Origin of the sequence: Comamonas aquatilis, assembly GCF_965139575.1 — a bacterium.
In the GTDB taxonomy this organism is placed as follows: Bacteria; Pseudomonadota; Gammaproteobacteria; order Burkholderiales; family Burkholderiaceae_C; genus Comamonas; species Comamonas aquatilis.
In genome coordinates, this window is record NZ_CBCSIW010000014.1 from 66,898 (window position 1) to 91,528 (window position 24,631).

At 63.3% G+C, this 24,631-nt stretch carries 20 protein-coding genes and 1 riboswitch; of the genes, 7 read left to right on the forward strand and 13 right to left on the reverse strand.

Annotated features, from left to right (window positions below; translation table 11 throughout):
* The first annotated feature begins 79 nt into the window (after nt 1-79).
* Nucleotides 80-904 carry an undecaprenyl-diphosphate phosphatase gene (locus tag ACNAZA_RS15670; RefSeq protein WP_415797477.1) on the forward strand — a complete coding sequence of 275 codons (825 nt, stop codon included), beginning with the start codon at nt 80-82 and terminating at the stop codon, nt 902-904.
* A 127-nt stretch (nt 905-1,031) separates the two neighbouring features.
* Here ACNAZA_RS15670 and ACNAZA_RS15675 read toward each other — a convergent pair whose 3' ends face one another.
* Entirely contained in the window at nt 1,032-1,907 is an 876-nt protein-coding gene (locus ACNAZA_RS15675; protein WP_415797478.1) for an alpha/beta fold hydrolase, read from the reverse strand.
* Nucleotides 1,908-1,988: 81 nt separating this feature from the next.
* On the reverse strand, nt 1,989-2,984 hold the full coding sequence (locus ACNAZA_RS15680) for a proteasome-type protease (RefSeq protein ID WP_415797479.1): 996 nt from the start codon (nt 2,982-2,984) through the stop codon (nt 1,989-1,991).
* Between the two features lie 271 nt (nt 2,985-3,255).
* Here ACNAZA_RS15680 and ACNAZA_RS15685 point away from each other — a divergent pair, with 271 nt between their 5' ends.
* Nucleotides 3,256-5,181: a methyl-accepting chemotaxis protein gene (locus ACNAZA_RS15685; RefSeq protein ID WP_415797480.1), complete on the forward strand. Its 1,926-nt coding sequence runs from the start codon at nt 3,256-3,258 to the stop codon at nt 5,179-5,181.
* A gap of 52 nt (nt 5,182-5,233) precedes the next feature.
* Here the strand turns inward: ACNAZA_RS15685 and mutS are convergent, their stop codons facing one another.
* From mutS to ACNAZA_RS15700, 3 genes are all read right to left on the reverse strand, one after another.
* Entirely contained in the window at nt 5,234-7,825 is a 2,592-nt protein-coding gene (mutS, locus tag ACNAZA_RS15690) for a DNA mismatch repair protein MutS (RefSeq protein WP_415797518.1), read from the reverse strand.
* A 165-nt stretch (nt 7,826-7,990) separates the two neighbouring features.
* Nucleotides 7,991-9,082: a sterol desaturase family protein gene (locus tag ACNAZA_RS15695; RefSeq protein WP_415797481.1), complete on the reverse strand. Its 1,092-nt coding sequence runs from the start codon at nt 9,080-9,082 to the stop codon at nt 7,991-7,993.
* 160 nt (nt 9,083-9,242) lie between these two features.
* Entirely contained in the window at nt 9,243-10,139 is an 897-nt protein-coding gene (locus ACNAZA_RS15700) for an inositol monophosphatase family protein (RefSeq protein ID WP_415797482.1), read from the reverse strand.
* Nucleotides 10,140-10,387: 248 nt separating this feature from the next.
* On the opposite strand from ACNAZA_RS15700, the gene ACNAZA_RS15705 reads away from it, so the two are divergent.
* From ACNAZA_RS15705 to ACNAZA_RS15715, 3 genes are all read left to right on the forward strand, one after another.
* Nucleotides 10,388-11,188: an RNA methyltransferase gene (locus tag ACNAZA_RS15705; RefSeq protein WP_415797483.1), complete on the forward strand. Its 801-nt coding sequence runs from the start codon at nt 10,388-10,390 to the stop codon at nt 11,186-11,188.
* 39 nt (nt 11,189-11,227) lie between these two features.
* Complete coding sequence (gene cysE, locus ACNAZA_RS15710; RefSeq protein ID WP_415797484.1) at nt 11,228-12,070, forward strand: serine O-acetyltransferase; 843 nt, start codon at nt 11,228-11,230, stop codon at nt 12,068-12,070.
* Between the two features lie 182 nt (nt 12,071-12,252).
* On the forward strand, nt 12,253-12,912 hold the full coding sequence (locus ACNAZA_RS15715) for a nitroreductase (protein ID WP_415797519.1): 660 nt from the start codon (nt 12,253-12,255) through the stop codon (nt 12,910-12,912).
* 112 nt (nt 12,913-13,024) lie between these two features.
* Here the strand turns inward: ACNAZA_RS15715 and ACNAZA_RS15720 are convergent, their stop codons facing one another.
* Nucleotides 13,025-14,251 (reverse strand): ABC transporter substrate-binding protein, encoded by a 1,227-nt coding sequence (locus tag ACNAZA_RS15720; protein ID WP_415797485.1) that lies wholly within the window; start codon nt 14,249-14,251, stop codon nt 13,025-13,027.
* Between the two features lie 263 nt (nt 14,252-14,514).
* On the opposite strand from ACNAZA_RS15720, the gene ACNAZA_RS15725 reads away from it, so the two are divergent.
* Both ACNAZA_RS15725 and thiC read left to right on the forward strand, forming a co-directional pair.
* Complete coding sequence (locus ACNAZA_RS15725) at nt 14,515-15,174, forward strand: nitroreductase (protein ID WP_415797486.1); 660 nt, start codon at nt 14,515-14,517, stop codon at nt 15,172-15,174.
* Nucleotides 15,175-15,245: 71 nt separating this feature from the next.
* A riboswitch (TPP riboswitch) is annotated at nt 15,246-15,375 on the forward strand.
* Nucleotides 15,376-15,676: 301 nt separating this feature from the next.
* Nucleotides 15,677-17,620 (forward strand): phosphomethylpyrimidine synthase ThiC, encoded by a 1,944-nt coding sequence (gene thiC, locus ACNAZA_RS15730; RefSeq protein ID WP_415797487.1) that lies wholly within the window; start codon nt 15,677-15,679, stop codon nt 17,618-17,620.
* Nucleotides 17,621-17,969: 349 nt separating this feature from the next.
* Here thiC and ACNAZA_RS15735 read toward each other — a convergent pair whose 3' ends face one another.
* Genes ACNAZA_RS15735 through ACNAZA_RS15765 form a run of 7 tightly spaced genes read right to left on the reverse strand, consistent with a single transcriptional unit; the run spans nt 17,970 to nt 24,594 of the window.
* Nucleotides 17,970-18,761: an SDR family NAD(P)-dependent oxidoreductase gene (locus ACNAZA_RS15735; RefSeq protein ID WP_415797488.1), complete on the reverse strand. Its 792-nt coding sequence runs from the start codon at nt 18,759-18,761 to the stop codon at nt 17,970-17,972.
* A 5-nt stretch (nt 18,762-18,766) separates the two neighbouring features.
* Complete coding sequence (locus tag ACNAZA_RS15740) at nt 18,767-19,327, reverse strand: DUF3833 domain-containing protein (RefSeq protein ID WP_415797489.1); 561 nt, start codon at nt 19,325-19,327, stop codon at nt 18,767-18,769.
* The gene (locus tag ACNAZA_RS15745; protein WP_415797490.1) at nt 19,324-20,619 is read right to left on the reverse strand and encodes an MFS transporter; all 1,296 of its coding nucleotides are present in this window, start codon (nt 20,617-20,619) and stop codon (nt 19,324-19,326) included. The genes ACNAZA_RS15740 and ACNAZA_RS15745 overlap by 4 nt, the downstream gene beginning before the upstream one ends.
* An 18-nt stretch (nt 20,620-20,637) precedes the next feature.
* Nucleotides 20,638-21,228 (reverse strand): hypothetical protein, encoded by a 591-nt coding sequence (locus ACNAZA_RS15750; protein ID WP_415797491.1) that lies wholly within the window; start codon nt 21,226-21,228, stop codon nt 20,638-20,640.
* A complete protein-coding gene (locus ACNAZA_RS15755; protein WP_415797492.1) occupies nt 21,225-22,511 on the reverse strand; it encodes a class I SAM-dependent methyltransferase in 1,287 nt (428 codons plus the stop codon). Before ACNAZA_RS15755 ends, ACNAZA_RS15750 begins: the two co-directional genes overlap by 4 nt.
* Nucleotides 22,508-23,260 carry a DUF1365 domain-containing protein gene (locus ACNAZA_RS15760; protein WP_415797493.1) on the reverse strand — a complete coding sequence of 251 codons (753 nt, stop codon included), beginning with the start codon at nt 23,258-23,260 and terminating at the stop codon, nt 22,508-22,510. Before ACNAZA_RS15760 ends, ACNAZA_RS15755 begins: the two co-directional genes overlap by 4 nt.
* Nucleotides 23,257-24,594, reverse strand: a complete 1,338-nt coding sequence (locus ACNAZA_RS15765; RefSeq protein ID WP_415797494.1) for an NAD(P)/FAD-dependent oxidoreductase — start codon at nt 24,592-24,594, stop codon at nt 23,257-23,259. The genes ACNAZA_RS15760 and ACNAZA_RS15765 overlap by 4 nt, the downstream gene beginning before the upstream one ends.
* Nucleotides 24,595-24,631: the final 37 nt, after the last annotated feature.

The window sequence follows — 24,631 nt, forward strand, 5'->3', positions numbered from 1 at the left end:
CTTGCGCATAGGCATGCCATCGGTGCGGCGGATAATGGTCGGCTTTGTTTCCCAACCCTGCATCCTAAGGACGATTCGCGTGGATACTTTATTGCTGGTCAAGGCCGCCATCATGGGCATTGTGGAGGGGCTGACCGAGTTCTTGCCGATTTCCTCAACCGGCCACCTGATTCTGGCGGGTTCGCTGATGGGCTTTGTGGATGCCAAGGCCAAGGTCTTCGAGATCGCCATTCAAACCGGCGCCATTTTTGCCGTGATGCTGGTGTACTGGCAAAAGATTCGCAGCACGCTGGTGGAGCTGCCTACCAGCCGCCAGGCGCAAAAATTTGCGCTCAATGTGATCATCGGCTTCTTGCCCGCCGTGGTGCTGGCGCTGATTTTCGGCAAGTACATCCAGGAGCATCTGTTCACCCCCGTGGTGGTGGCGACCACCTTCATCCTGGGCGGCTTTGTGATTCTCTGGGCCGAAAAGCGCCCCGCATCGGCCACCCGCGTGCAGTCGATTGACGACATGACGCCGCTGGATGCGCTGAAGGTGGGTGTGGTCCAGTGCTTTGCCCTGGTGCCGGGCACCAGCCGCAGCGGCTCCACCATCATTGGCGGCATGCTCATGGGCTTGTCGCGCAAGGCAGCCACCGATTTCTCCTTCTTCCTGGCCATGCCCACGCTGATTGGCGCGGGAGTCTACAGCCTCTACAAGGAGAGGGCTCTGCTGTCCATGGCCGACGTGCCCATGTTTGCCGTGGGTCTGATCTTCTCCTTCATCAGCGCTTGGCTGTGCGTGCGCTGGTTGCTGCGCTTCATCTCCACCAACAGCTTTGTGCCCTTTGCCTGGTACCGCATTGTCTTCGGCATCATCGTGCTGGTGACGGCCTATACCGGCGTGGTGAACTGGAACCACTGAGCGCCGCTTCACCCATCAAAAAAAGCCACTTCATGTGGCTTTTTTTGATGGTGGCTTGTGTTTTTTGAATGAAATAGACCTCAAGCCCAATCCATACAATCGCAATAGGCTATTGATTCAGGAGCGTTCAGGCTGCGCTTTTTTGCAGCAAGGTTTGCTCCATATTGAGCAGAGAGGCCTCGATGGCGGCGGCCGTGGCCTCGGGGCGTTCCATGGGAAAAAGGTGGCTGCCGTCCAGCATCATGATGCGGCCCCGTGTGATGCGGTTCGTCATCTCCATGCCCACCTGGCGCATTTCCACCGAGGAGCGGCCGCCGATAAAGGACACGGGGCAGCGCACGGGGTGGCGGCGCAGCTGGTTGTTGAGGTTGCTGGGCAAGGTGTTGTAGATGGCGGTTTCCACTTCGCGGCTGAAGAGCAGGCTGCGCTTGCCATCAGCGTCCACCAAGCCATGCTCCACATAGTCTTGCAGCACTTGCGGATGCCATTGGGCAAAGGCTTTCTTGCTGCGAAAGTAGCTAAGCGCCTCGGCATTGTCGGCCCAGGTATTGCGCCGGCGCTGGCTGATCTTGCCCGGTGAGATGGAGCCCACAATCTGCGTCTGCTTGACCAGGCCCAGGGCATTGGCCTTCCAGCCGCCCAGCAGGGGCGAGTCGATCAGCAGCACGCCTCGCACCAGATCGGGGCGCTTGGATGCCGTCTGAAAACTCAGAATACCGCCCAGAGAGTGACCCAGCAGGTAGACACTGTGGCCCAGGCGCTTGACTTCGCTTTCGGTAAATTCGACCAGCTCATCGACCAGATGGGGCCAGTGGTTGGTGACCGGGTGCTTGGCATCATGGCCGAAGCGCTGCACGCCGCTGGCCTGGATGCCGCGCTGGGCCAGCAGGGAAAACAGCAGGCTGTAGGTGGGCAGGGGAAAGCTGTTGGCATGGGCAAACACCACAGGCAGGGTCTGGGGTTCTGCAGGCAGGGCTTTGGTGGGGGCGGTTGCCTTGGTCATGGGCATGGTGGGCTGGATAGGGCTCGGTGGTGTCTTCAGGCAAACAAAACGCACCCTCAGGTGCGTTGGCAATCGCAGGTATCAGCGCTTGGGAAAGAAGTTGCTGCCCTGGTGTTGCAGGCGGGCCTGCTCGGCCTCGGTCTGCATGCGCTGGTACTCCTTGGCCGTCAACAGGCTGACCTGAACGGGAACCATGGGCTGGCGCAAGGCCGTGGGGGGTAGATTGCCTGCGCCCTGATGCTGGCCTGCCGATTCGCTCAGCGGCGGGGGCGCAGCCACCTTGACCAGGGGATGGGCCAGGCGGCTGTGCACGCGAATCGGTGCATCGGTTTCGCCACCGCCCCAGGCCGGGTCTTCAATGCTGTCGAACACATGGCGCAGGCGCTCGCCCCAGCTGTCGTGCAGCATGCGCAGATAGGGGTTGTCGGCATCCAGACAGACGATTTTGTCGGTGGCGAAACGGTTTTTCTCGTAGACGATCAAGTCCAGCGGCAGGCCTACCGAGAGATTGGACTTGAGCGTGCTGTCCATGGACACCAGCGCGCACTTGGCGGCTTCATCCAGCGGGGTTTCCAGCGTGATGACGCGGTCGAGCACGGGTTTGCCGTATTTGGATTCGCCGATCTGGAAATAAGGGGTCTCGCCCGTGGCTTCGATGAAGTTGCCGGCCGAATAGACTTGGAACAGGCGCATGGTTTCGCCCTGGATCTGCCCGCCCAGCACCATGGAGATATTGAAATCCACGCCGGCACGCTGCAGGGCGGCGGCTTCGCGGTCATAGACATGGCGCACGGCAGCGCCCAGCACGCGGGCCGCATCGAACATGCTGCGCACATTCCATATCGTCAGCGCCTCGCCAGTGGCTTCGTCCTCAAGCTGAAAGCGCTCCAGCAGCTCGCGCACGGACTGCGTGATGGACAGGTTGCCGGCCGCCAGCAACACCATGAAACGGTCGCCGGGCTTTTCATAGACCATGGCCTTGCGGAAAGAGCTGATCTGATCCAGTCCCGCATTGGTGCGCGAATCGGACAGGAACACGAGACCGGCGTTGAGCTTGAGAGCGACGCAGTATGTCATGGGTGATAAATATAATAATGAAAACCGTATGAAATCCAGATCTGGTAAGCGTTTAATGCTTCAGAAAAGATAGCGATAAGCACGCGCTGCAACGCGATTCTAGAAGGGTTTGAATATTGCCGGTGGCGGCATTGGAACATCGGCCGCAGCCATGCCCGTACCCAGGTGCAGATTCCGGATGAGGAAGTCCCTGAGACACATGGAGTTGACGCATAAAAAGATGCAATTCCTTTTGGATGCAATTACTTACTGTTGGCCGGAGGAGGGCCCAATGCACGTGTTTCGCAATCTGTCGATACGGACCAAGCTCATGTCCAGCATGGTGGCTTGCCTGCTGCTGTTCGTGGCCGTCTCCACGGTGCTGGGCTTTGTGCTGACGGGCGCCAGTTTGAGCGAGCGGGTGGTGAGCCAGGAGCTGCCCGCCGTCGTGGGTGAGATCCGCAACGACATTTTGCGCCAGATCGGCATGCCGCTGGCCATGGCCAAATCCGTGGCAGGCAACAGCTTTGTGCTGGACTGGGAAACCGCCGGTGAACCAGAGGGCGGCAACGCGGCCTGGGCCAAGTACGCCCAGGCCGTCAAGCAGCAGGCCAGGGCTTCTTCGGTGTTCTGGGTGTCGGGCAGCACGGGCCAGTACTTTGGCGAGCAGGGCCTGGTGCGCAAGCTGGCGCCCCAGGGCGAGGGTGACAAATGGTTCTACGACCTGCTTGCCAGCGACAAGTCGCAGGTACTGGAGATCGACAAGGATGCGAGCTCCAACGTCTACATGCTCTTCATCAACGTCAAGTTCGACGCGGGCCAGGGCAAGCAGGGCATTGCGGGTCTGAGCCTGTCGGTGGATGAGCTGGCCCAGGCCGTGCGCGGCTACAAGGTGGGGGAGTCCGGTTCGATTTCTCTGGTGCGCGGCAATGGCAGCATCCTTGTGCACCGCGATCCGGCGCTGGTGGACGGCAAGCACTGGCTCAAGGATAGGCCTGGCTTCAGCGCTGATCTCAGCGCCTCGCTGCTGAAGCGCGAGCGCTTTGCCCACGCCATGTACGATGCGCCGTCGGGCCGGCAGCTGATTGCCTCCTCCTATGTGCCAGAGCTGGACGTGTACGTGATCGCGGAGCTCCCCGAGGCACAGGTGCTGGGCGGCGTGCGACGCACCATTGCATTGACCTCGGTCGTGGCTGGCCTGGTGGGCGGCGGCATCGGCCTGCTGGTGATCTGGCTGGTGAGCCGGGCCATTGCCGCACCCGTTGGCCGCGCGGCGCGCATGCTGGAAGAAATTGCTGATGGCCATGGCGACCTGAGCAGGCGCATGCCAGTGGAGAGCAATGACGAGGTGGGCGCGCTGGCCTCGGCCTTCAATCGCTTCGTCTCTTCGCTGGAGCGCATGGTGGGTGCGGTGCGCCAGGCGGCCGATTCAATTTCCGTGGCCAGCTCCGAAGTGGCCCAGGGTAACCAGGATCTGAGCCAGCGCACCGAGCAGGCGGCCAGTGCGCTGCAGCAGACAGCTGCATCGCTGTCGGTGTTGACGGATAGCGTGCAGACCAATACTGAGGCCACGCGCAGCGCAGGCGGTTTGGCGCAGTCGGCGCGCGGCGTGGCCGAGCGCGGTGGCGCGGCCTTCCAGCAGGTGGTGGTGACCATGGAGGGCATCAATCACTCCTCGCGCAAGATCGTCGACATCATCGGTGTGATCGACGGCATTGCCTTCCAGACCAATATTCTGGCGCTCAACGCAGCCGTGGAAGCTGCGCGTGCCGGCGAACAGGGCCGCGGCTTTGCCGTGGTAGCGGCCGAGGTACGCAGCCTGGCTCAGCGCTCGGCCGAAGCGGCCAAGGAGGTGCGCCAGCTCATCACCGATTCCGTAACCCAGGTGGGCAGCGGCTCGCAGCAGGTGGAGCATGCGGGCGCCACCATGCAGGAGCTGCTGGACGCCGTGGTCAAGGTGACGCAGATCATCGAGGAGATCAGCGACGCTTCACAGACGCAGGGGCGCGGCATTGCCGAGATCAATCAATCCGTAGCCGGGTTGGACGACGCCACGCAGCAGAACTCCGCGCTGGTCGAGCAGTCGGCAGCCGCCGCGACCAGCTTGCGCGAGCAGGCCGTGCGCCTGATGGGAGAGGTGTCGGCTTTCAAACTGGGCGACAAGCCCCTGCGTAGCCCGTCTCCGCAGCCCAGGCCGCAACATTTGCTGGAGGCCTGAACCCGAACGCATGGCCTGAGGATTCAAAGGCCCGTGTTCAAGTTCGGAAGGATCAGGCAGCGCTATTGCTCAGCTTCTTGAGTTGGTACAGCGCTTCCAGGGCTTCACGCGGGCTCAGTGCATCGGGGTTGATGGCGGCCAGGGCCTCGGCAAGCGGGTCGTGAATCGCCGACGTGTCAGGCATGTCGGGGGCGTCAAACAGATTGACCTGCAACTCATTTTCGCCGGCCTGGTTCTCCAGCGCCTCCAGCGCATGGCGGGCGTGGTGCAGCACGGCAGCAGGCATGCCGGCGAGTTTGGCGACCTGAATCCCGTAGCTGCGACTGGCCGGACCGGCCTGGATCTCGTGCAGAAACACGATATCGCTGCCTGATTCGGCCGCGCCCACGTGCACGTTGACGGCTGCGCGGGCCTTGGCCGGCAGCTCGGTCAGCTCGAAGTAATGGGTGGCAAACAGCGTGAAAGCCTTGGTCTTGTCATGCAGCTGGCTGGCAATTCCGCTGGCCAGGGCCAGACCGTCAAACGTGCTGGTGCCGCGGCCGATCTCGTCCATCAGTACCAGGGAGTGGGGCGTGGCGGCATGCAGAATCTGCGCGGCCTCGGTCATCTCCATCATGAAGGTGGACTGGGCATTGGCCAGGTCATCGGCCGCGCCAATCCGGGTGTGGATGGCGTCGATAGGCCCCAGGCGGCAGCTGGCTGCAGGCACATAGCTGCCCATGCTGGCCAGCAAGGTGATCAGCGCCACCTGGCGCATATAGGTCGATTTACCGCCCATATTGGGGCCGGTAATGATCTGCATGCGCGTGTTGGTGTTCATGCGCGTGTGGTTGGCAATGAAGCTGCCGCTGGACGATTCGGCCATGCGCGCTTCCACCACGGGGTGGCGGCCGGCCTCGATCTCTATGCAGGGATGGCTGACGAACTCGGGCTCGCTCCAGTTGAGCGTCAGCGAGCGCTCGGCCAGCGTGCACAGCACATCCAGCGCCGCAATCGCTTGCGCCACGCGGGTCAGGGCCGGCACATGGGGCTGCAGCTGATCGAGAATCTGCTCGTACAGCCATTTTTCACGCTGCAGGGCGCGTTCCTGGGCCGATAGCGCCTTGTCCTCGAAGACCTTGAGCTCGGGCGTGATGTAGCGCTCGGCGTTCTTGAGCGTCTGGCGGCGGCGAAAACGCTCGGGCACCGCGTCCTTGTAGCTGTTGGTGACTTCGATGTAGAAGCCATGCACCTTGTTGAACTGCACGCGCAGATTGGGAATTCCGGTCAGCAGCTTTTCCTTGGCTTCCAGCTCCAGCAAAAACTCGTCGCAGTTGTTCTGAATGGCGCGCAGCTCATCCAGCTCGGCATCAAAGCCGGTGGCGATCACGCCGCCGTCGCGCACCAGGGCGGCGGGTTCTTCCATGATGGCCGCAGCCAGCAGCTCGGCGCAGCCTTCGGGCGGCATCAGATCGGTAAAAATCTGAGTCAAATAGGCCGAAGGTGTAGACCCAGATTGCGCGAGCAGCTTTGATTTTTGTAGCGTTTTGGACAAACCCACCAGTTCGCGCGGCCGCACCTGGCGCAGCGCCGTGCGGGCGGTGATGCGTTCCACATCGCTGACGCCCTTGAGCTCGGCGCGCAGCGCTTGCCAGGGTGCCATGCCGGCACCGCTGCCACGCAGCATGCGTATGGAATCGAGCCGCTGCATGGCGGCCTTGCGGTTGCGTTCGGGCTCCAGCATCCAGGTCTTGAGCAGGCGGCTGCCCATGCCGGTCATGCAGCTGTCCAGCAGCGAGAACAGCGTGGGCGAATCTTCGCCGCGCAAGGTCTTGACCAGCTCCAGATTGCGACGGGTGGCCAGCGGCAGAGCAATCAGCTCGTCATCGCGCTGCACGGCAATGGCGTGGATATGGGTGAGGTTGCGCCCTTGGGTGTGCTCGGCGTACGACAGCAGGGCGGCGCTGGCGGCATGGGCCAGGGCCAGGTTCTCGGCCTCCCAGGCCTTGAGACTGGCGGCGCCCAGAAGCTCGAGCAGCTTGCGCTCGCCCAGGCCGGAGTCGAATTGCCAGTCGGGGCGCGGCGACAGCGGGCAGGTAATGGCGCCGCTGTGCTTGATGGCCAGCAGATTTTGCTCGAAGCGCTCGGTCACGCCGGCGCTGTAAATCACTTCGCTGGGGCTGATGCGCGACAGCCAGGCGCCCAGCTCGTCGGCCGCGCACTCGGCCATGTGGATGCGGCCCTGGGTCACGGCCATCCAGGCCAGGCCCACGCGCTGACGGCCTGCGGTGTGCACGGCGACCAGCATGGCTTCGCTTTTGTCCGAGAGCAGCTCGCTGTCCGTCAGCGTGCCGGGCGTGACCACCCGCACCACCTTGCGCTCCACCGGGCCCTTGCCCGCGCCGATCTCGCCGACCTGCTCGCAAATCGCCACCGATTCGCCCATCTTGATCAGGCGGCCCAGGTAGTTCTCCAGGGCATGAAACGGCACGCCGGCCATGGGAATCGGCTGGCCTGCGGTCTGCCCACGCGAGGTCAGCGTGATGTCCAGCAGGCGGGTGACTTTTTCGGCATCGCCAAAGAACAGCTCGTAAAAATCGCCCATGCGATAGAAAACGAGGGTATCGGGGTACTCGGCCTTCAGGGGCAGGTATTGCTGGAACATCGGCGTGTGCGCCGAGAGGTCCGTCATATCGGGAAAATTGGCCAGCGACGGGTTTACTGTACTTTTCTGGGTCATCGCTTCAGCGTTTGGCAATCAGGGGGCGCGGCAGCGGTGCTGCGCCAAACCGCAGATTATCGGCGATGACCAAAAGCTCTGTGCTTGAGCCTATTTCATCGAGCCCACCGAGCCCACCGAGGCTTGAGAGGCCGCAGGGCCGCCGCTGCAAGTGTTTGCTTCGTCCACATCGTGGACAGGGCGATAGCCGGGACCAAAGGAGACATCGCCCAGTCGCCAGCCCGCGCGGCAGCTGAATGCACCCCAGAAGCGGCGCAAGGTGTACCACTGCATGGCAATCAGACCGCGCTCGTTGTCGGCATCGACTTCGGGGTCGCTCACACCTGTGGGGCGCAGAGCCTCGTGGTGATAGAGGGCCGTGCCAAACAGCTGGTCCCACCAGGGCAGAACCTGACCGAAGTTGCAGTTGTGGCGCTGGGGCCGCTCGGCATCCCGCAGCATATGGTGGTTGCGGTGAAAGCGCGGGCCGACGAAGAGGCGCTCGCCCAGCTTGCCGACCCAGCCGAGGCGCAGCGCCACATTGGCGTGCGAGAAGTTTTGCACCAGCTCGCTGAGCAGGCCCAGCAGCGCAAATTCCGAAGGCTCCACCCCCATGAGCAGCCCGACGCTGGCCAGAACAAAGCTTTGCAGCATGCCGTCCAGGTAATGGCTGCGGTCGTTGCTCCAGCAGCTCATCTGGCGCTGGCTGTGGTGCATGCTGTGCATGGCCCACCACCAGGGAATCACATGCTGGGCCCGGTGCATCCAGTAATACGTGAGGTCGTAGATCACGTAGTACAGGGCAAACAGCAGATAGGGATGGTGCTCGAACCAGGGCAGCCAGGCCTTGAGGCCGCTGGCCTCTTCGGTGGCCGGCCCGCCGCCCAGCATATGGGCCACGGGCATCAGGATCAGAAAGCTGAACAGCGGAAACAGACCCAGCAGCATGAGCAGCGTCATATTGCGGTCCACCGTGGTGTGGCGGCGCTGGGTCCAGCGCTCGGCCGGGAGCAGGCTCTCCAGCGGCCGCATCACGCAGGCGATGAGAAACAGCTGCAGTGCCGCAATCAACATCGCTTCGGCAATCTCGCGCGGATTGCCTGCGGCTTGGGCCACATCCAGGGCGTTGACCACGGGAATCACCACGTGGCCCGAAATCCAGTCGATTGCCAGCGACCAATGTTGCCTGAAAAAATCAGTCATGAATGTCTACCAATGCCTGCATCGGCCGAAATTCTTGCGCCTGAATTTGTGATTTGTGTGGAGACGTCCGGCGAGCACAGGCAAAAAAAGAGCCCGATCCACCGGACCGGGCTCTTTCCGCAGCCGTGGGGCGACCGCTTTTTTATCTTGTCAGTGCCGCTTATTCAGCGTCGGACTGGTCTGCCTGGGCAGATTCCTCGTCGGCACCGCTGTCGATGGCTTGACGCACGTCGGCCTTTTCACCGGCGGTGGCGAACTTGCTGTACTTGCCGATCACGGGGATCAGGGCGCCGTAAATGCGGGGGTTGGCAGCCATGCATTCCTTTTGTTCCAGGAAGTCGGCTTCGCCGGTGAAGTTGCCGACCAGACCGCCGGCTTCGCTGACCAGCAGCGAACCTGCAGCCACGTCCCAGATGGACAGGCCGGATTCAAAGAAGCCGTCGGAGAAACCGGCAGCCACATAGGCCAGATCCAGAGCGGCGGCACCGGGGCGACGCACGGCAGCCGTGCGTTGCATCACATCGCCCAGCATGTTCATGTATTGCTTGAAATTGTCGCCACGGCGGAAGGGGAAGCCGGTGGAGATCAGGCAGTCCTTGAGCTGGCTGCGCTTGGAGACGCGGATGCGGCGCTCATTCAGGTAGGCACCACGGCCACGGGTGGCGGTGAACAAGTCGTTGCGGCTGGGGTCGTACACCACGGCCTGCTCGATCTTGCCCTTGTAGGCCAGAGCGATGCTCACGCAGTACACGGGGAAGCCGTGGATGAAGTTGGTCGTGCCGTCCAGGGGGTCAATGATCCAGACATAGTCCGAACCCTTGGTGCCGTGTTCGTTGCCCGATTCTTCGGCCAGGATGGAGTGTTGGGGATAGGCGGTGAGCAGCGTCTCGATGATGGCGCGCTCGGAGGCCTGGTCTACCTCGGTCACAAAGTCGTTTACCTGCTTTTGCGCAACGCGCACCGATTCCACATCTAGTGCGGCACGGTTGATGAGGGCGCCAGCGGCGCGAGCAGCCTTGATGGCCACGTTGAGCATGGGGTGCAGGGAGTTCGACATAAATTGTGATTGCGTTGGCGCAGCAGTCAGGAAAACAGGACTGCTCGACGCGGGTAAGAACGTAAAAAGCCGCGACCGGCGATGCGGGGCGGCGACAATAGGCGCAATTCTAACCAGCCTGCGTTTTTTGTGTTGCTCGGCCCGCTGTTTTGTGGGCCTTCTAGGGTGCTCTATTCCTGCGCACCAGAGAGAGCCGCTTGCGCGAGGCCACCGTCTTATCTGGGCCACAAGTGGGGCCTTTAGTCTTGATGAAAACCCGATTCGTATTGATTGAAACCAGCCATGCCGGCAATGTGGGCGCTGCAGCTCGCGCGCTCAAGACCATGGATTTTGATGATCTGGTGCTGGTGCGCCCGCGCTGGGCCAATGTGCTGCGCAAGGAGGAAACCATTCAGCGGGCCAGCGGCGCGCTGGATGTGCTCAACCAGGCCCGCGTGGTCGAGACGCTGGAGGAAGCCCTGGACGGCATCAGCCACATGTGCGCCACGGCCATGACGCCGCGCGACTTCGGCCCGCCCACGCGCACGCCGCGCCAGCATTTCGAGATGCTATTGAAAGGAGAGCTGGATACGCGCTCTGAACCTTCGGTTGATGGCGATTTGACCGATAACGCCGCCACGCCGGGCGCTCTCTGCAACCAGAAGGGCGTGGCCTTTCTGTTTGGCTGCGAGCGCTTTGGCATGAGCAACGAGGATGTGTACCGCTGCGATGTGGCCTTGTCCATTCCGTCCAATCCCAAGTTCGGCTCGCTCAATCTGGGTTCGGCGATTCAGGTCGTGGCCTATGAGTGGCGTCTGGCGCTGGGCGGTTTTCCGCAGGCAGAGATCACGCCTGAGGTGAACCGGGCCGACATGGCCCAGGTCCAGGGCATGCTGGGCCACTGGGAGCAGGCACTGGCCCATATCGGCTTTCTGGACCCGGCGGCGCCCAAGAAGCTCATGCCCCGGCTTAACCAGCTTTTCAATCGCGCGCAGCTGACCCAGGAAGAAATCCATATTCTTCGCGGTGTTGCCAAAGCCATGCTGAAGGCGCAGCCGCCAAGCCGCTAGACTGAGCATCCCTGTCAATCTTTACCTTATAAGCTTTTGATGCTTGCTCGCCTGCGCTCCGACATCCAGTGCATTCTCGACCGCGATCCTGCGGCCCGCAGCACCTGGGAGGTCATCACCTGTTACCCGGGCTTGCATGCCATCTGGCTGCAGCGACCCGCGCACTGGTGCTGGACGCATGGTTTCAAATGGCTGGGTCGTTTCATCTCCCATATGGGCCGCTGGTTCACGGGCATTGAAATCCATCCCGGGGCCGTGATCGGCAAGCAGGTCTTCATCGACCACGGCATGGGCGTCGTGATCGGCGAAACCGCCGTGGTGGGCGACGGCTGCACGATCTATCACGGCGTCACGCTGGGTGGCACCTCGCTGTATAAAGGCAGCAAGCGCCACCCCACGCTGGGTAAGAACGTGGTGGTCAGCGCGGGCGCCAAGGTGCTGGGCGGTTTCGAGGTCGGTGATGGCGCCAAGATCGGCAGCAATGCCGTGGTCATCAAGCCCGTGCCGGCCGGCGCAACCGCCGTGGGCATTCCGGCACGCATCATTGCCAGCAAGAACGGCCACAGCGCCGATGTGACTGACGTGGTCGAGACCGATGCTGCATCCAAGGCGGCGCCGGCTTCCGAGGCGACAGCCGCTGCGGGCGAGGCGGAAAAATCGGGCTTTTCCGCTTATGGCATTACCTCGGAAGTGGACCCCGTGGCTCTGGCCATGCGCGGCCTGTCCGAAGGTGCGGCCTGCCATGAAAAGCAGATTGCGCTGCTGTGGGCGGCGATCGAGAAGCTGTCGATTCAGGGCAAGGTGTCGGATTGCATGCCCTGCGAGTCGGAGCGTCCCCAGGCCTTCCAGAAAGACAAAATCGATCAGATCATGGGTAAATAGCCTTCAAGCGCTTGTCATTCAAGCGCTGTCAGCTGCGTATTCAATAGCAAAAGCCGGAGTCGTCCGGCTTTTTTCATGGGGCGATGGATGCGGCTCAGTGCTTGCCATTAGTTGATTTGAGGGGCGGCGGGCCGGCCTCTGCGCTTGAGACTGGGCCGGTTTCAACCCCGGACTCAAGCATGATGAATGTGGAACAGGCACTGCAGCAGCGCCATTCGGTGCGCGCGTTCTTGCCGCAGACCGTCGATGGCGCGCTGGTCAAGACCTTGCTGGCTGCTGCAGGCCAGGCGGCATCGGGCGGCAATCTGCAGCCCTGGCGCGTGATCGCGCTGACAGGCCAAAGCCTGAACGACTTGCGCGCCGCCATGGCCACGGCCGTGCCCAACCCGGATCCTGCTCTGGTCTACCCGGCCCGGCTGTGGGAGCCGTACCGCAGCCGCCGCTTCGACAACGGCGAGCAGCTATACCAGTCGCTCCAGCTGCCGCGCGAGGACAAGCATGGCCGCTTGATGCAGCTGGCCCGCAATGCCCAGATGTTTGGCGCACCGGTAGGCATTTTTGTCGCCGTGGAAGAGCGCATGGTGCATACGCAGTGGGTGGATCTGGGGCTTTATCTGCAGTCGTTGATGTTGCTGGCCACACAAAAAGGGCTTGCGACCTGCGCCCAGGGCTTCTGTCGCAACTATGGCGATTTTGTAGCCCGTCAGCTGGCGCTGCCCCAGGGCTACCAGATCGCCTTTGGCATGGCGCTGGGCTATGAGGACAAGACGGCGCCCATCAATCAGTGGCGCTCCACCCGTGCACCTGTGACCGACTGGTGCGAGCTGCGTGGTTTTGATTGAATTCGCCTGCAGCCTTTATCAATAAAACGGTGAGTGCTTCTGTTTATATAGTGACGGCTGGATGTGAAAAAGCCGGGCGTTTTGCCCGGCTTGTCTTGGACTCAATGCAGCCTTATTTCCACAGCGCGCATTTGCTTTCTTCCTTGGTGGTGAAGACCTGGTCTGCGGGCAAGGTCTTGGCCACCTTGAAGTAATCCCAGGCCTTTTTCGATTCGGCCGGAGACTTGACCTGCAGCAGATACATATCGTGGGCATAGCGGCCGTCGGGGCGCACCACGCCCTTGGCGTAGAAGTCGGACAGCGGCGTGGCCTTGAAGCCGGCCATGATCTTGTCTGCATCCAGCGTGCCCAGTCGCTCTGCCAGTTTCAGGTACTGCATGGCGGCCGAGTAATTGGCGGCTTGCAGCGAGGTCGGCATTTTCTTGAACTTGGCAAAGAAGCGGTCTGAGAACTTGCGGCTTTCCGGGTTCAGGTCCCAGTGCCAGCTGTCGGTAAACATCAGCCCTTCGGTGGCCTTCAGACCCAGGCTGTGAATGTCGGAGCTGAACAGCAGCAGGCCGGCCAGCTTCATGTTCTTGGTCAGGCCAAATTCACGCGCCGACTTGATGGCGTTGATGGTGTCGCCACCGGCATTGGCCAGTCCCAGAATCTGGGCCTTGGAGTTCTGGGCCTGCAACAGGAAGGAGGAGAAATCCGCCGTGTTCAGCGGGTGCTTGACGCTGCCCAGCACCTTGCCGCCAGAGGCATTGATGACACGGGTGGTGTCGGCTTCCAGTGCATGACCAAAGGCATAGTCGGCGGTCAGAAAGAACCAGCTCTTGCCGCCCAGCTCCACCACGGCCTTGCCCGTGCCCTTGGCCAGGGCCACGGTGTCGTAGGCATAGTGCACAAAGTAGGGGCTGCACTGCTCATTGGTCAGGGCCGAAGAGCCCGCACCGTTGATGATGTAGACGCGCTTTTTCTCGTCGGCCACCTTGCCCATGGCCAGACCGGCGCTGGAGGTGGTTCCGCCAATCAGCATGTTCATGCCCTGGGTGTCAAACCACTCGCGGGCCTTGCTGGCCGCAATATCGGCCTTGTTCTGATGGTCTGCCGTCAGCACTTCAACCGGTTTGCCCAGCAGCTTGCCGCCGTAGTCGTCCACCGCCATCTGTACGGCCAGAGCGCCGCCCTTGCCGTCCACATCGGAATACAGGCCCGACATGTCGGTGATAAAGCCTATGCGCACCTTGTCCTGGGCGTGAACCGCGCCGGCTCCAAAGGCCAGACCCAGGGCCAGCATCAAGGTGGAGGCTTGGGGCCATGATTTGCGTAGCGAAGAAAAAGCAGAACCACTCATTAAATGCATCTCCTGCAAATGTCGGACGGACGGGTCTTACTGGAACGCTTGCACCCGCCATCTTGCGTGCAAGCAGGCTGCATGGTGGCAGGCCGTCAGTGCGATGCCATTAGGGCAAGCACGGCTCAGGTGCAGTCAAGCGATGAGCTGTTGCTTGCGGCACCAGAGCGTTTGCGGGCTGTTGCCTGCGGTACACGGGCTAATGCCTGAGCCGCATACACTGCGGCGCAATCTTTTGACGGATGAAGACAGGTGATTGAGTGATGACCATGGAAAATTTGCTGCAGCAGCGCCGCTCGGTGCGTGCTTTTCTTCCCCGCGCGGTGGACGCAGCGACCGTGCGCCAGCTGCTGGAGACGGCGGCGCAAGCCCCGTCGGGCGGCAATATGCAGCCTTGGCGGGTGACTGCCGTGGGCGGTGATGCGCTGCAGGCGCTTGGCGCCAAGGCCAGCCAGACCGAGCCGGTATCGCGCCCCGGCCTGTCCTATCCGCCCGGTCTGTGGGAGCCGTATCGCAGCCGCCGTTTTGACAATGGCGAAGACCTGTATCGCGCCATCGGGATCGGCCGCGAGGATAAGGCCGCCCGTCTGCAGCAACTGGCCAAGAACAGCCAGATGTTCGGCGCTCCCGTGGGTGTCTTCGTGGCGGTGGAAGAGCGCATGGGCTATGCGCAGTGGGTGGACCTGGGCATTTATCTGCAGTCCTTCATGCTGCTGGCGGTGGAGCAGGGCCTGGCCACCTGCGCCCAGGGTTTCTGGCGCTTGTACAACGACATGCTGATAGAGCAGCTGGCGCTGCCCGCCGGCTATCAGATCGCTTTTGGCATTGCGCTGGGTTATGAGGATCCATCGGCTTCCATCAACCAGTGGCGCGCCAGCCGTGCACCCGGCGGCGAATGGCTCACGCTGCAGGGTTTTGATTGAGCACCGGGCAGTCAAAGCTGTTGCAACGGGTTTGTGCGGGGCTTGACCTGCCAAAAACCTCGCCTATACTGGCCGCTGCTCCGGGGTGTGCGAAAGCGCTGAGAGACCAGAATTGGATCTGTCGAAAGACATATCCATCAAGGTTAACCCGACGAACTTGATCCGGTTCATACCGGCGGAAGAAGAGCGGGACCCTGAAGCGGGGCCGATGGATGACAGGCAAGGCAGCTGTTCAAGCGCCGTACCTTTAAACCATGCGGCACAGCACACCCCAGGCGCCTCGCGCACTGGGGTTTTGTCTTTTATGGACTGACCTCGGGACGCGTCGGCCATGGCCGGAATCCAGAAATTCCGGTGGTGAACTCCAGGCACTGGCCAGCCAGTGCCCATGTTTCACCCAGGTGCAGGTGGTTGATGGCAGAAAGCCGGCAGCCACCAGATCAGAGCAGGGCCGGCACTCCACGGAGCGTTTGATGAATTCACACGCTTTGAGGAGACTGACATGAACGCCCCCGATTCCATCTTCACCCCTGCTGCTGGCTATGCCCCGGATGCGAGCCGTTTTGCCGACTTGCTGGCCCAGTCGCTGGAGCCGTTTCCTGCCTCCGTCAAGAGCTATCTGCCAGGTCAGCTGCACACCGGCCTGCGCGTGCCGGTGCGCGATATCGCACTGACCAATGGCGAGCTGGTCAGCGTGTACGACACCTCCGGCGCCTACACCGATCCGTCTGCAACCATCGACGTGCGCAAGGGCTTGGCCAGCGTGCGCGGTGGCTGGATTGATGCGCGTGGCGACAGCGAATACTACGTGGGCCGCCAGCGCGTGGCGCTGGACGATGGCGGTAAGCGCGGCGAAGAAGACCGACGCGTGGACCAGTTGCGTGCCGAGGCCGCCGCCCTGCAGCGCCAACCGCGCCGTGCCAAAAGCGGTGCCAACGTGACCCAGATGCACTACGCGCGCAAAGGCATCATCACGCCCGAGATGGAATATGTGGCCCTGCGCGAGAACGGCCGCCGCGAATGGATGGCCGAGTACCAGCAGGATGCGGCGCGTGAAGCGCGCCTGGCTGGCAACAGCCTGGGTGCCGCCATCCCCAAGATCATCACTCCCGAATTTGTGCGTGACGAAGTGGCCCGCGGCCGCGCCATCATTCCCGCCAACATCAACCACCCCGAAGTCGAGCCTATGGCAATAGGCCGCAACTTCAAGGTCAAGATCAATGCCAACATCGGCAACTCGGCCGTCACTTCCAGCATCGAGGAAGAAGTTGAAAAGCTGGTCTGGGCGATCCGCTGGGGTGCGGACAACGTCATGGACCTGTCCACGGGCAAGAACATCCACACCACGCGTGACTGGATCGTGCGCAACTCGCCCGTGCCCATCGGCACCGTGCCCATCTATCAGGCGCTGGAGAAAGTCGGCGGCATTGCCGAAGACCTCACCTGGGAAATCTTCCGCGACACCCTGGTCGAGCAGGCCGAGCAGGGCGTGGACTACTTCACCATCCACTCCGGCGTGCGCCTGGCCTATATCCACCTTACGGCCCAGCGCCGCACCGGCATCGTCTCGCGCGGCGGCTCCATCATGGCCAAGTGGTGCATGGCCCACCACCGCGAAAGCTTCCTGTACGAGCACTTCGAAGATATCTGCGACATCATGAAGCAGTACGACGTGAGCTTCTCGCTGGGCGACGGCCTGCGTCCCGGCTGTGCATCGGACGCCAATGACGAAGCCCAGTTTGCCGAACTCAAGACCCTGGGCGAGCTGACGCAGATCGCCTGGAAGCACGATGTGCAGACCATGATCGAAGGCCCGGGTCATGTGCCCATGCACATGATCCAGGCCAATATGACCGAGCAGCTCAAGCACTGCCATGAGGCCCCGTTCTACACGCTGGGCCCGCTGACCATAGACATTGCCCCCGGCTACGACCATATCGCCTCCGCCATCGGCGCGGCCATGATCGGCTGGATGGGTACGGCCATGCTGTGCTACGTCACGCCCAAGGAACACCTGGGTCTGCCCGACCGCGACGACGTCAAGCAAGGCATCATTGCCTACAAGATTGCGGCCCACGCAGCCGATGTGGCCAAGGGCCATCCGGGCGCCCGCTCACGCGACGATGCCCTGAGCCAGGCGCGCTTTGACTTCCGTTGGGAAGACCAGTTCAACCTGGGCCTGGACCCCGACACCGCCCGTGCCTTCCACGACGAAACCCTGCCCAAGGACAGCGCCAAGGTGGCGCACTTTTGCAGCATGTGCGGCCCCAAGTTCTGCTCCATGAAGATCACCCAGGAAGTGCGCGACTTTGCCAAGCAACAAGGCGTGGCCGCCGAGCAAGGCATTGCCGTAGGCATGCAGGCCAAGGCCCAGGAGTTCAACAAGGCCGGTGGCGATTTCTATATTCCCATCGTCAATGCATCAACCGACACCACGGCGCGTTGATTCAAAGTGAAATGGGGTTGAAACGCTTATATATAAAGCGCTGATAGCTATCAAATAAAAAGCGCAGACGGGGTCTGCGCTTTTTGCTTTGCAAAGGGGCGATTCAGAGTTTGAGGTCGACATTTGATTCATGCGCGAGCGCAGCCAAACGACCCATGCGAACACTTGTCTAGGTTTTCCAGGTGATCCATTGATACCGATCGCTGTCTGTCAGTGACGAGTGGTTTGCCCAATTCAGTCTTCTTCAATATTTGGGTTGCGCGAGGCATTGTTGATCGCCAATTTTCGCGTGCAGCTGCCCAGTGGCCGCAGCTTTTGTTTCGAGCTATGCAGTGAAAAAACTCGGATGTCAGCTTTCTGTGATGCGGCGTACGGCCGAAAAATACCAAGCGTCGGGCAGGCAGCGCAGCAATCGCATCCAGCGCGTGAAGCGGCGCGGAAAATTCATCTCGAAGCGCCCCTGCGCCCAGCCCTGCAGCATGTGCTGAGCCGCCTCGTCGGCACCGATCAGGGCCGGCATGCTGAAGCTGTTTTGTGCCGTCAGCGGCGTATCGACAAAGCCGGGGTTGATGATGGACACGCCCAGGCCCAGGCTGTGCAGATCCAGATAGAGGTTTTCCGCCAGGTTGTTGAGCGCCGCCTTGGTCGGGCCATAGGCCAGGGACATGGGCAGTCCGCGATAGCCGGCCACCGAGCCGACCAGGGCCAGATGACCCTGGCCAGCCGCCAGCAGCATAGGCAGCACGGCGTCCAGCAGGTGCAGCGCGCCGCCATAGTTCACGGCCAGGTGGTGCTGCATCTCGGCCAGGTCGAACTCCGTGGCGCGCAGGGGCCGGTAGTGGCCTGCGCAGTAGAGAACCAGGTCAGGCGCCCGGCCCGCATGGGTCAGTACGGTCTGGGCTGCAGCAGCCACGGCCTGGGCATCGGTCACGTCCAGGGGCAGGGCCAGACAGCCTTCGCGGCCGCGCTCGAAATCCTGCAGCGCACCGGCATGTCGCGCAGAGATGATCACGCGCGCACCCTGTCTGTGCAGCGCTTCGGCCGTGGCGCGCCCTATGCCCGAGGAGGCTCCCAGAATCCACACCGAGCGGCCCTTCCAGTCGCGTAGCGGCGGATTCAGGCGGCGAGAGAGCAGTGGCATGGCAATCACTCCTTGATGATGGCCAGCGTCACGTCGCCCAGGTGCAGGCCGAGCTTGCTCATGGCCGTGCGGTTGAGCAGGGTGCGCCCGTCCATCAGATACATCCAGTCGTCCATGCTGACGTTCCAGACCCTGCCGTCCACGGGCAGGGCCAGCACATAGCTCCAGCGGATGGCATTGCCCGCGCTCTGGCCCTGGGCCTCGCCCACCACGTCGTCGGCCCGGCCGCTGTAGCGGCCGTCGCCCAGGTGGCGGATATGCCAGGTACGCTGCTGCGTGCTTCCATCGCTGTAGACAAAGTGCTCTTCCAGCGTGCCTTCGTCGCCATTCCAGCGGCCCGTCATGCGCACGTTAAAGCGCTTGACCACCTTGCCCGAGCGGTCCGTGAATATGCCGTGTGCCGTCAGCGGTCCGTTGAAATACTGGCGCAGGTCCAGCTGCGGCTGCTCCTTGGCGTAGTCCTGCACCGAAGGCCCGGCGCAGCCTGCAAGAGACAGTGCCAATGCCGCCCCCAGGCAGGCGCGCCGCAGTGGCGAAAACGAAGCGTAGTGGGTGATGTGGCTCATATGTGCCTCCAGGAAGAATGCAGTCGCTCGGCGCGCCAGAGCAGCAACGCCGCCGCCAGCTTGAGCAGGCAGGGCAGCCCGCCATAGGCCCAGGCCAGCGCTTGCAGGCCGGCCGGATCGGTGCCGCCGCTGCGGTAGCCCGCAGCGGACAGCAGGGGCAGAGCCAGGCCGGCAGCCAGGGCCAGGTTGAGCTTGGTGGCGCAGGTCCACCAGCCCAGGTAGCGGCCCTCGCCCCGGCCGCCCTGGCCGGACTCGTGGATCACGCCCGTGAGCAAGGCGCCCGGCAAGGCCAGATCCGCGCCCAGGGCCAGCCCGCTGACCAGGCAGATCATGGCAAAGGCCAGGCTGTCGCCCGCGCCCAGCCAGGGTGTGAAGCCAAAGGCCAGCACGCTGGCCAGCATGCCCGCGCGCCAGCTGGGCGCCAGACCCCAGCGTGAGACGGCCTTCACCCACAGCGGCAGGCCCAGGGCCGCCGTGCCAAAAAAACACAGCAGCAGCAAGGGCTGCAGCGCGGACGCCTGCAGCCGGTCGGCTACGAAAAAGGGCAGCAGCGTGGCAGGGATGGCGGCGGCCACGCCATTGAGCATGAAGATGGCCAACAGCCTGCGAAAGCCGGCGTCCGCCCAAGGTGAGGCCTGATGAGCAACAGCGGTGGCACTGGCTGCTGTGGCCTGCTCCTGCAGCGCCACCGGAGCCTTGAGTCGGTACAGACCGGTCAGGGCTAGCACAAGACCCAGAGCCAGTACGCCACTGGTCGCATCAAAGCCCATCCATGCCGGCAGCGCGCTGGCCAGCAGCACGCCCGCCAGCGTGGCACCTTCGCGCCAGGCGGTCACCCGGGCACGCCATGCAGGCTGGCCGCCCCAGCGGGTGCCCCAGGCCTGGTGGAGGATGGTGACAAAGCTATAGGCCAGCGTGCACACCAGCAGGCTGCAGGCCAGCCAAGCCAGCATGGCGGCCTGGGTTTCGCGTGGGGGATGCCAGAGTGCCCAAAAGCCCAGCACCATCAGCAGACTGCCCAGCGCCGCCGCGCACCAGGCTGACCGCGTACCGCTGCGCAGCAGCCTGTCGGCCTGGCGGCCGATGGCGGGGTCGACCAAGGCATCAAAGGCGCGTGTGGCCAGCAGCACGGCGCCCAGCCCGGCCAGCGGTGCGCCCGCCACGCTGGCGTAGTGGTAGGGCAGGTTCACATACAGGGGCAGGGACACAAAGGCCAGGGGCGCGGCCAGCCCGCCATAGGCCAGCCCTGTGCGCCAAGACAGCATAGGGGCGGTGGCAGGGTGGGAGGCCATGGCGTAGTCCCTTGGCACTCAGCCCAGGCCTAGCAGCGAGGTGCGCATGGCTGGCGCCGAGGTCTGCGGCGCCAACCAGATGCCGAAGAACAGACGTGCATAGTCGGCGTCGCGCAGCTGCGCAGTCTGCCGGCCGTTGTGAAAAAAGCGCACCTGGCCCTGGCCGTCGTTCAGGCCCAGCAGCCGGTCTTGCGACACCACATCGGGGAAGGCCTGCTTCATCAAGGTCAGCCATTGGCGGGTCTGCTCCTCGGTGAAGCTGCCGACCCTGCGCATTTCGGCGATGGAGCGTTCGGCAATGGCCGCGCCTTCCAGCTTGCGGTCATAGACCAGCTCCAGCGCAAACGGGTAGCGGGCGTAGTCCTCGGGCAGGAATCCGGGCGCGGCCCACAACCGGGCTTCGTAAACGCGCAGGCCGAAGAAACGCAGCACGGCCGTGCCCACCAGGCGCGCGGCCGGCAGGGCGCTGCGCAGTTCGGCCGGAAGGTCTGTATTTGAGGTCATGGCATGTAGTGCGTTGGACATGGTGATCAAAGACGGTGCAAGAGCACAGGTGGCGCCCCAGGTCAGGGCCTGGCGGCGTGATGTGCGGTGTGGCTGGACTGTCATGGCAGAGGCTTGCGCAGCGTGAACTGGACGACATCGGTGTTGCCGGTGTCGAAGGCTGCCTCGCAGTAAGCCAGGTAGAAGCTCCAGATGCGTACAAAGCGTTCGTCAAAGCCCTGAGCGCGCACGGCTTCGATGCGCTCCTCAAAGGACTGACGCCAGCGCCTGAGTGTTTCTGCATAGTCGCGGCCGAAGGCCATGCGGCCTTCCACCACCAGGCCGGCGCGACGCGCCTCCTGCTCGAAGGCGGGGATGCTGGGCAGCAGGCCGCCCGGGAAGATGTATTGCTGGATGAAGTCGGTGGAGCGCAGATAGCGTGCGAACAGGTCCTCGCGCAGCGTGATGGTCTGTATGCAGGCCAGGCCGCCAGGCTTGAGGCAGTCGCGCAGCGTCTGGAAGTAGCCGCGCCAGTATTCGCGACCCACGGCCTCGAACATTTCGATGGAGACGATGGCGTCGAAGGGCTCTTTTGCATGCTGTGCAGGTAGGTCGCGGTAGTCCTGGTAGCGAAGCTCCACGGCGTCGGTCAGGTCGGCCTGTAGCATGCGCCGCTGTCCCCAGACCAGCTGCTCGCGCGACAGCGTGACTCCCGTGACCCGGGCACCGAACTCGTGCGCTGCCGCTTCGGCCAGCCCACCCCAGCCACAGCCGATTTCCAGCAGGCGCTGGCCGGGCTGCAGCCGCACCTCGTTCAGCGTGCGCCTGAACTTGGCCTGCTGGGCGTCCTGCAGGTCGGCCTGGTGCAGCAATTGGCCCGTGCGGCCCTCGAACCAGGCCGCGCTGTAGCTCATGCCGGGGTCCAGCCACAGGTGATAGAAGTCATTGCCCAGGTCGTAATGGGCATGGATGTTTCTGGCGCTGCCGGCCCGCGTATTGCGTTGCAGCAGGTGGCGCAGGCGGTAGCCCAGCCGGCCCCACCAGTTGCCGTAGACCAGGCTTTGCACATGGTCGCGGTTGCTCATGCACAGCCGCAGCAGGGCGGCCAGGTCGGGGCTGTCCCATTCGCCGGCGATATAGCCTTCGGCCAGGCCGATGTCGCCAGATTTGAGCGTGCGCTCCAGCGCCTGCCAGTCGTGCAGCACGCAATGCGCGTCGGCAGCACCGGATGGCTGATGCTGCAGATGTGGGGAGCGAGGCAGGTGCAGCAGCCGGCCGTCGGGCTGCTCCAGGTCCAGTTGCCCGTGGGGCAGGCGTTCGAGCAGGTTCAGCACACGGCGCGCCCGCGCAGGCGTGCGGCGCGGTGCTGCGGCGGTGGGGCTCAGCAGGGAGGCGGCGGTAGTGTTCATCGTGTGACGAAGCGCTTGGGCTCGGAGGGTTTGCCATGAAAAGGCACGCGCTTGGCCCAAAGGCGCAGCGCCTGCCAGTGGATGCGGGCGACCACGCCCAGCGTCATCAAAGGGGTGCCGAAGAAGGCGCGGCGCACAGTGGCGGCATCCAGCGCGTGCAGCACGCCGCCCACGCTGGTCTGCAGCAGCGGGCCGTCCTCGTCATGCAGGTCCACGCTCGCCAAGGTGCTGTCCTCGCTGCGCTCGAAGCGAAAGCGGTACTCGCCACTCACCTCGCAGAAGGGAGAGACATGGAATTGCTTGTGCGCCATCTGATCGCGGCCCCAGGCCAGATCCGGTCCGGCCAGCAGATAGGCGTGGCGCTCGCCAAAAGTGTTGTTGACCTCGGCCAGCACGGCGGCCAGCGAGCCATCGGCCCGGTGCGCATACCAAAAGCTCACGGGCTTGAATACATAGCCCAGCACGCGCGGAAAGGTGTGCAGCCAGATTTCGCCATCGGCATCGTCAATGCCTTCGCTGTGCAGCAACTGCTCGAACCAGGCCAGCGCATCGGCCCCGCCCTCGCCATGGTCGCGGTCGTAAAAGCTCAGCCAACCCAGCTGGTTGCGCCTGAGCACGGCATCGGGCTGCGTGCGCAGGCTGCGCATGGGGAGCATGAGGAAATAGCCCGGATAGCGAAAGGCATGCTCCACTGGCCGCAGGCGGCGGTGCCAGACATGGCCGAAGCCGATGAGGGGCCGGGCAGTCATGCGACCTCCTCGATGACGGGGCTGGCCGGCAGTGCCTGCAAGGCGTGCAGCAGGCTGTCGGCCGCGTCCAGGCCAGAGCGCAGGCCGTCCTCATGGAACCCGTAGCCGCACCAGGCGCCGCAGAACCAGGTCCGACGCTGGCCTTGCAGACCGGCCACCTGGCCCTGGGCCTTAATGGCGGCTAGGTCAAACACCGGATGGCTGTACGTTATGCGCGCGTGGACTTGGCTGTCGTCAATCGGGCGCACCGGATTCAGCGAGACCATTACGGGCTGCTGCCACGGAAGAGGCTGCAGGCGATTGAGCAGGTAGTGCAGGCAGACTCCGGCCTGGTCCCGCTCTGCATCGGCTGCGCGTTCGTAGTTCCAGGCGGCCCAGGCCGCTTCGTGGCGCGGCAGTACGCTGGCATCGGTGTGCAGCACGGCCTGGTTGGGCTGGTAGCGGATGGCGCCCAGCACGTTGCGTTCCTGAGACGTGGCATCGCTGCCCAGCAGGCGCAGGGCCTGGTCGCTGTGACAGGCCAACACCACGGCGTCGAACTGCTCCGTGCCATGCGCTGTCTGCAGCAGCACGCCATGCGCCACACGGCGCAGGCCCAGCACGGGTGTATTCAGGCGGGCTTCGTGACGGCCATCCTGCTGCAGCGCGGCCACCATGCGCCGCACATACTGGCGCGAGCCGCCGCGTACCGTGTGCCACTGTGGCCGGTCCGTGACCTGGATCAGGCCATGGTTGTGGCAAAAGCGGATCAACGTGGCCACGGGAAAACGCAGCATCTGGTCCGTGGGGCAAGACCAGATACAGCCCATCATGGGCAGCAGATAGTCCTGGCGAAAGGCGGCTCCAAAGCCGTGCTTGTCCAGAAAATCCTCAATAGAGCTGCGCAGCCGCGCTTCATCGCCTTCCTGGGCTATGCGCGTGGCCAGGCGGTTGAAGCGCAGGATCTCGGTCAGCATCTTCAGAAAACGGGGCCGCAGCAGATTGCCGCGCTGGGCGAACACACCGCCCAGCGAGCTGCCGCTCCATTCCAGGCCCGTGCTGCCATTGGCCTGGGGCACCTGCACCGAAAACGACATCTCGGCCGCGGCCGTGGGCACCTGCAGCTCTTCGAACAAACGGGTCAGCAGCGGATAGGTGCGGTGGTTGAACACTAGAAAGCCGGTGTCCACGCCCTGGCTCACGCCGTCCAGCGTCATGTCGACCGTGTTGGCATGACCGCCGAAATGGCTGCCCGCCTCCAGCAGGGTCACGCCATGCCCGCCCGGCGCGCCGGCCAGCCGCCGCGCTGCGGCCAGACCCGCAATTCCCGATCCAATGACTGCGATGCGATGCATGGGAGCGTCTTTCCTGGTTGAATCGACAAGTTAAACC

Coding starts and splice junctions, on each gene's coding strand:
- ACNAZA_RS15675 (WP_415797478.1), bottom strand. CDS start 1,907: ATGACCAAGGCAACCGCCCCCACCAAAGCCCTGCCTGCAGAACCCCAG.
- ACNAZA_RS15680 (WP_415797479.1), bottom strand. CDS start 2,984: ATGACATACTGCGTCGCTCTCAAGCTCAACGCCGGTCTCGTGTTCCTG.
- ACNAZA_RS15685 (WP_415797480.1), top strand. CDS start 3,256: ATGCACGTGTTTCGCAATCTGTCGATACGGACCAAGCTCATGTCCAGC.
- mutS (WP_415797518.1), bottom strand. CDS start 7,825: ATGTTCCAGCAATACCTGCCCCTGAAGGCCGAGTACCCCGATACCCTC.
- ACNAZA_RS15695 (WP_415797481.1), bottom strand. CDS start 9,082: ATGACTGATTTTTTCAGGCAACATTGGTCGCTGGCAATCGACTGGATT.
- ACNAZA_RS15700 (WP_415797482.1), bottom strand. CDS start 10,139: ATGTCGAACTCCCTGCACCCCATGCTCAACGTGGCCATCAAGGCTGCT.
- ACNAZA_RS15705 (WP_415797483.1), top strand. CDS start 10,388: ATGAAAACCCGATTCGTATTGATTGAAACCAGCCATGCCGGCAATGTG.
- cysE (WP_415797484.1), top strand. CDS start 11,228: ATGCTTGCTCGCCTGCGCTCCGACATCCAGTGCATTCTCGACCGCGAT.
- ACNAZA_RS15715 (WP_415797519.1), top strand. CDS start 12,253: ATGAATGTGGAACAGGCACTGCAGCAGCGCCATTCGGTGCGCGCGTTC.
- ACNAZA_RS15720 (WP_415797485.1), bottom strand. CDS start 14,251: ATGAGTGGTTCTGCTTTTTCTTCGCTACGCAAATCATGGCCCCAAGCC.
- ACNAZA_RS15725 (WP_415797486.1), top strand. CDS start 14,515: ATGACCATGGAAAATTTGCTGCAGCAGCGCCGCTCGGTGCGTGCTTTT.
- thiC (WP_415797487.1), top strand. CDS start 15,677: ATGAACGCCCCCGATTCCATCTTCACCCCTGCTGCTGGCTATGCCCCG.
- ACNAZA_RS15735 (WP_415797488.1), bottom strand. CDS start 18,761: ATGCCACTGCTCTCTCGCCGCCTGAATCCGCCGCTACGCGACTGGAAG.
- ACNAZA_RS15740 (WP_415797489.1), bottom strand. CDS start 19,327: ATGAGCCACATCACCCACTACGCTTCGTTTTCGCCACTGCGGCGCGCC.
- ACNAZA_RS15745 (WP_415797490.1), bottom strand. CDS start 20,619: ATGGCCTCCCACCCTGCCACCGCCCCTATGCTGTCTTGGCGCACAGGG.
- ACNAZA_RS15750 (WP_415797491.1), bottom strand. CDS start 21,228: ATGACAGTCCAGCCACACCGCACATCACGCCGCCAGGCCCTGACCTGG.
- ACNAZA_RS15755 (WP_415797492.1), bottom strand. CDS start 22,511: ATGAACACTACCGCCGCCTCCCTGCTGAGCCCCACCGCCGCAGCACCG.
- ACNAZA_RS15760 (WP_415797493.1), bottom strand. CDS start 23,260: ATGACTGCCCGGCCCCTCATCGGCTTCGGCCATGTCTGGCACCGCCGC.
- ACNAZA_RS15765 (WP_415797494.1), bottom strand. CDS start 24,594: ATGCATCGCATCGCAGTCATTGGATCGGGAATTGCGGGTCTGGCCGCA.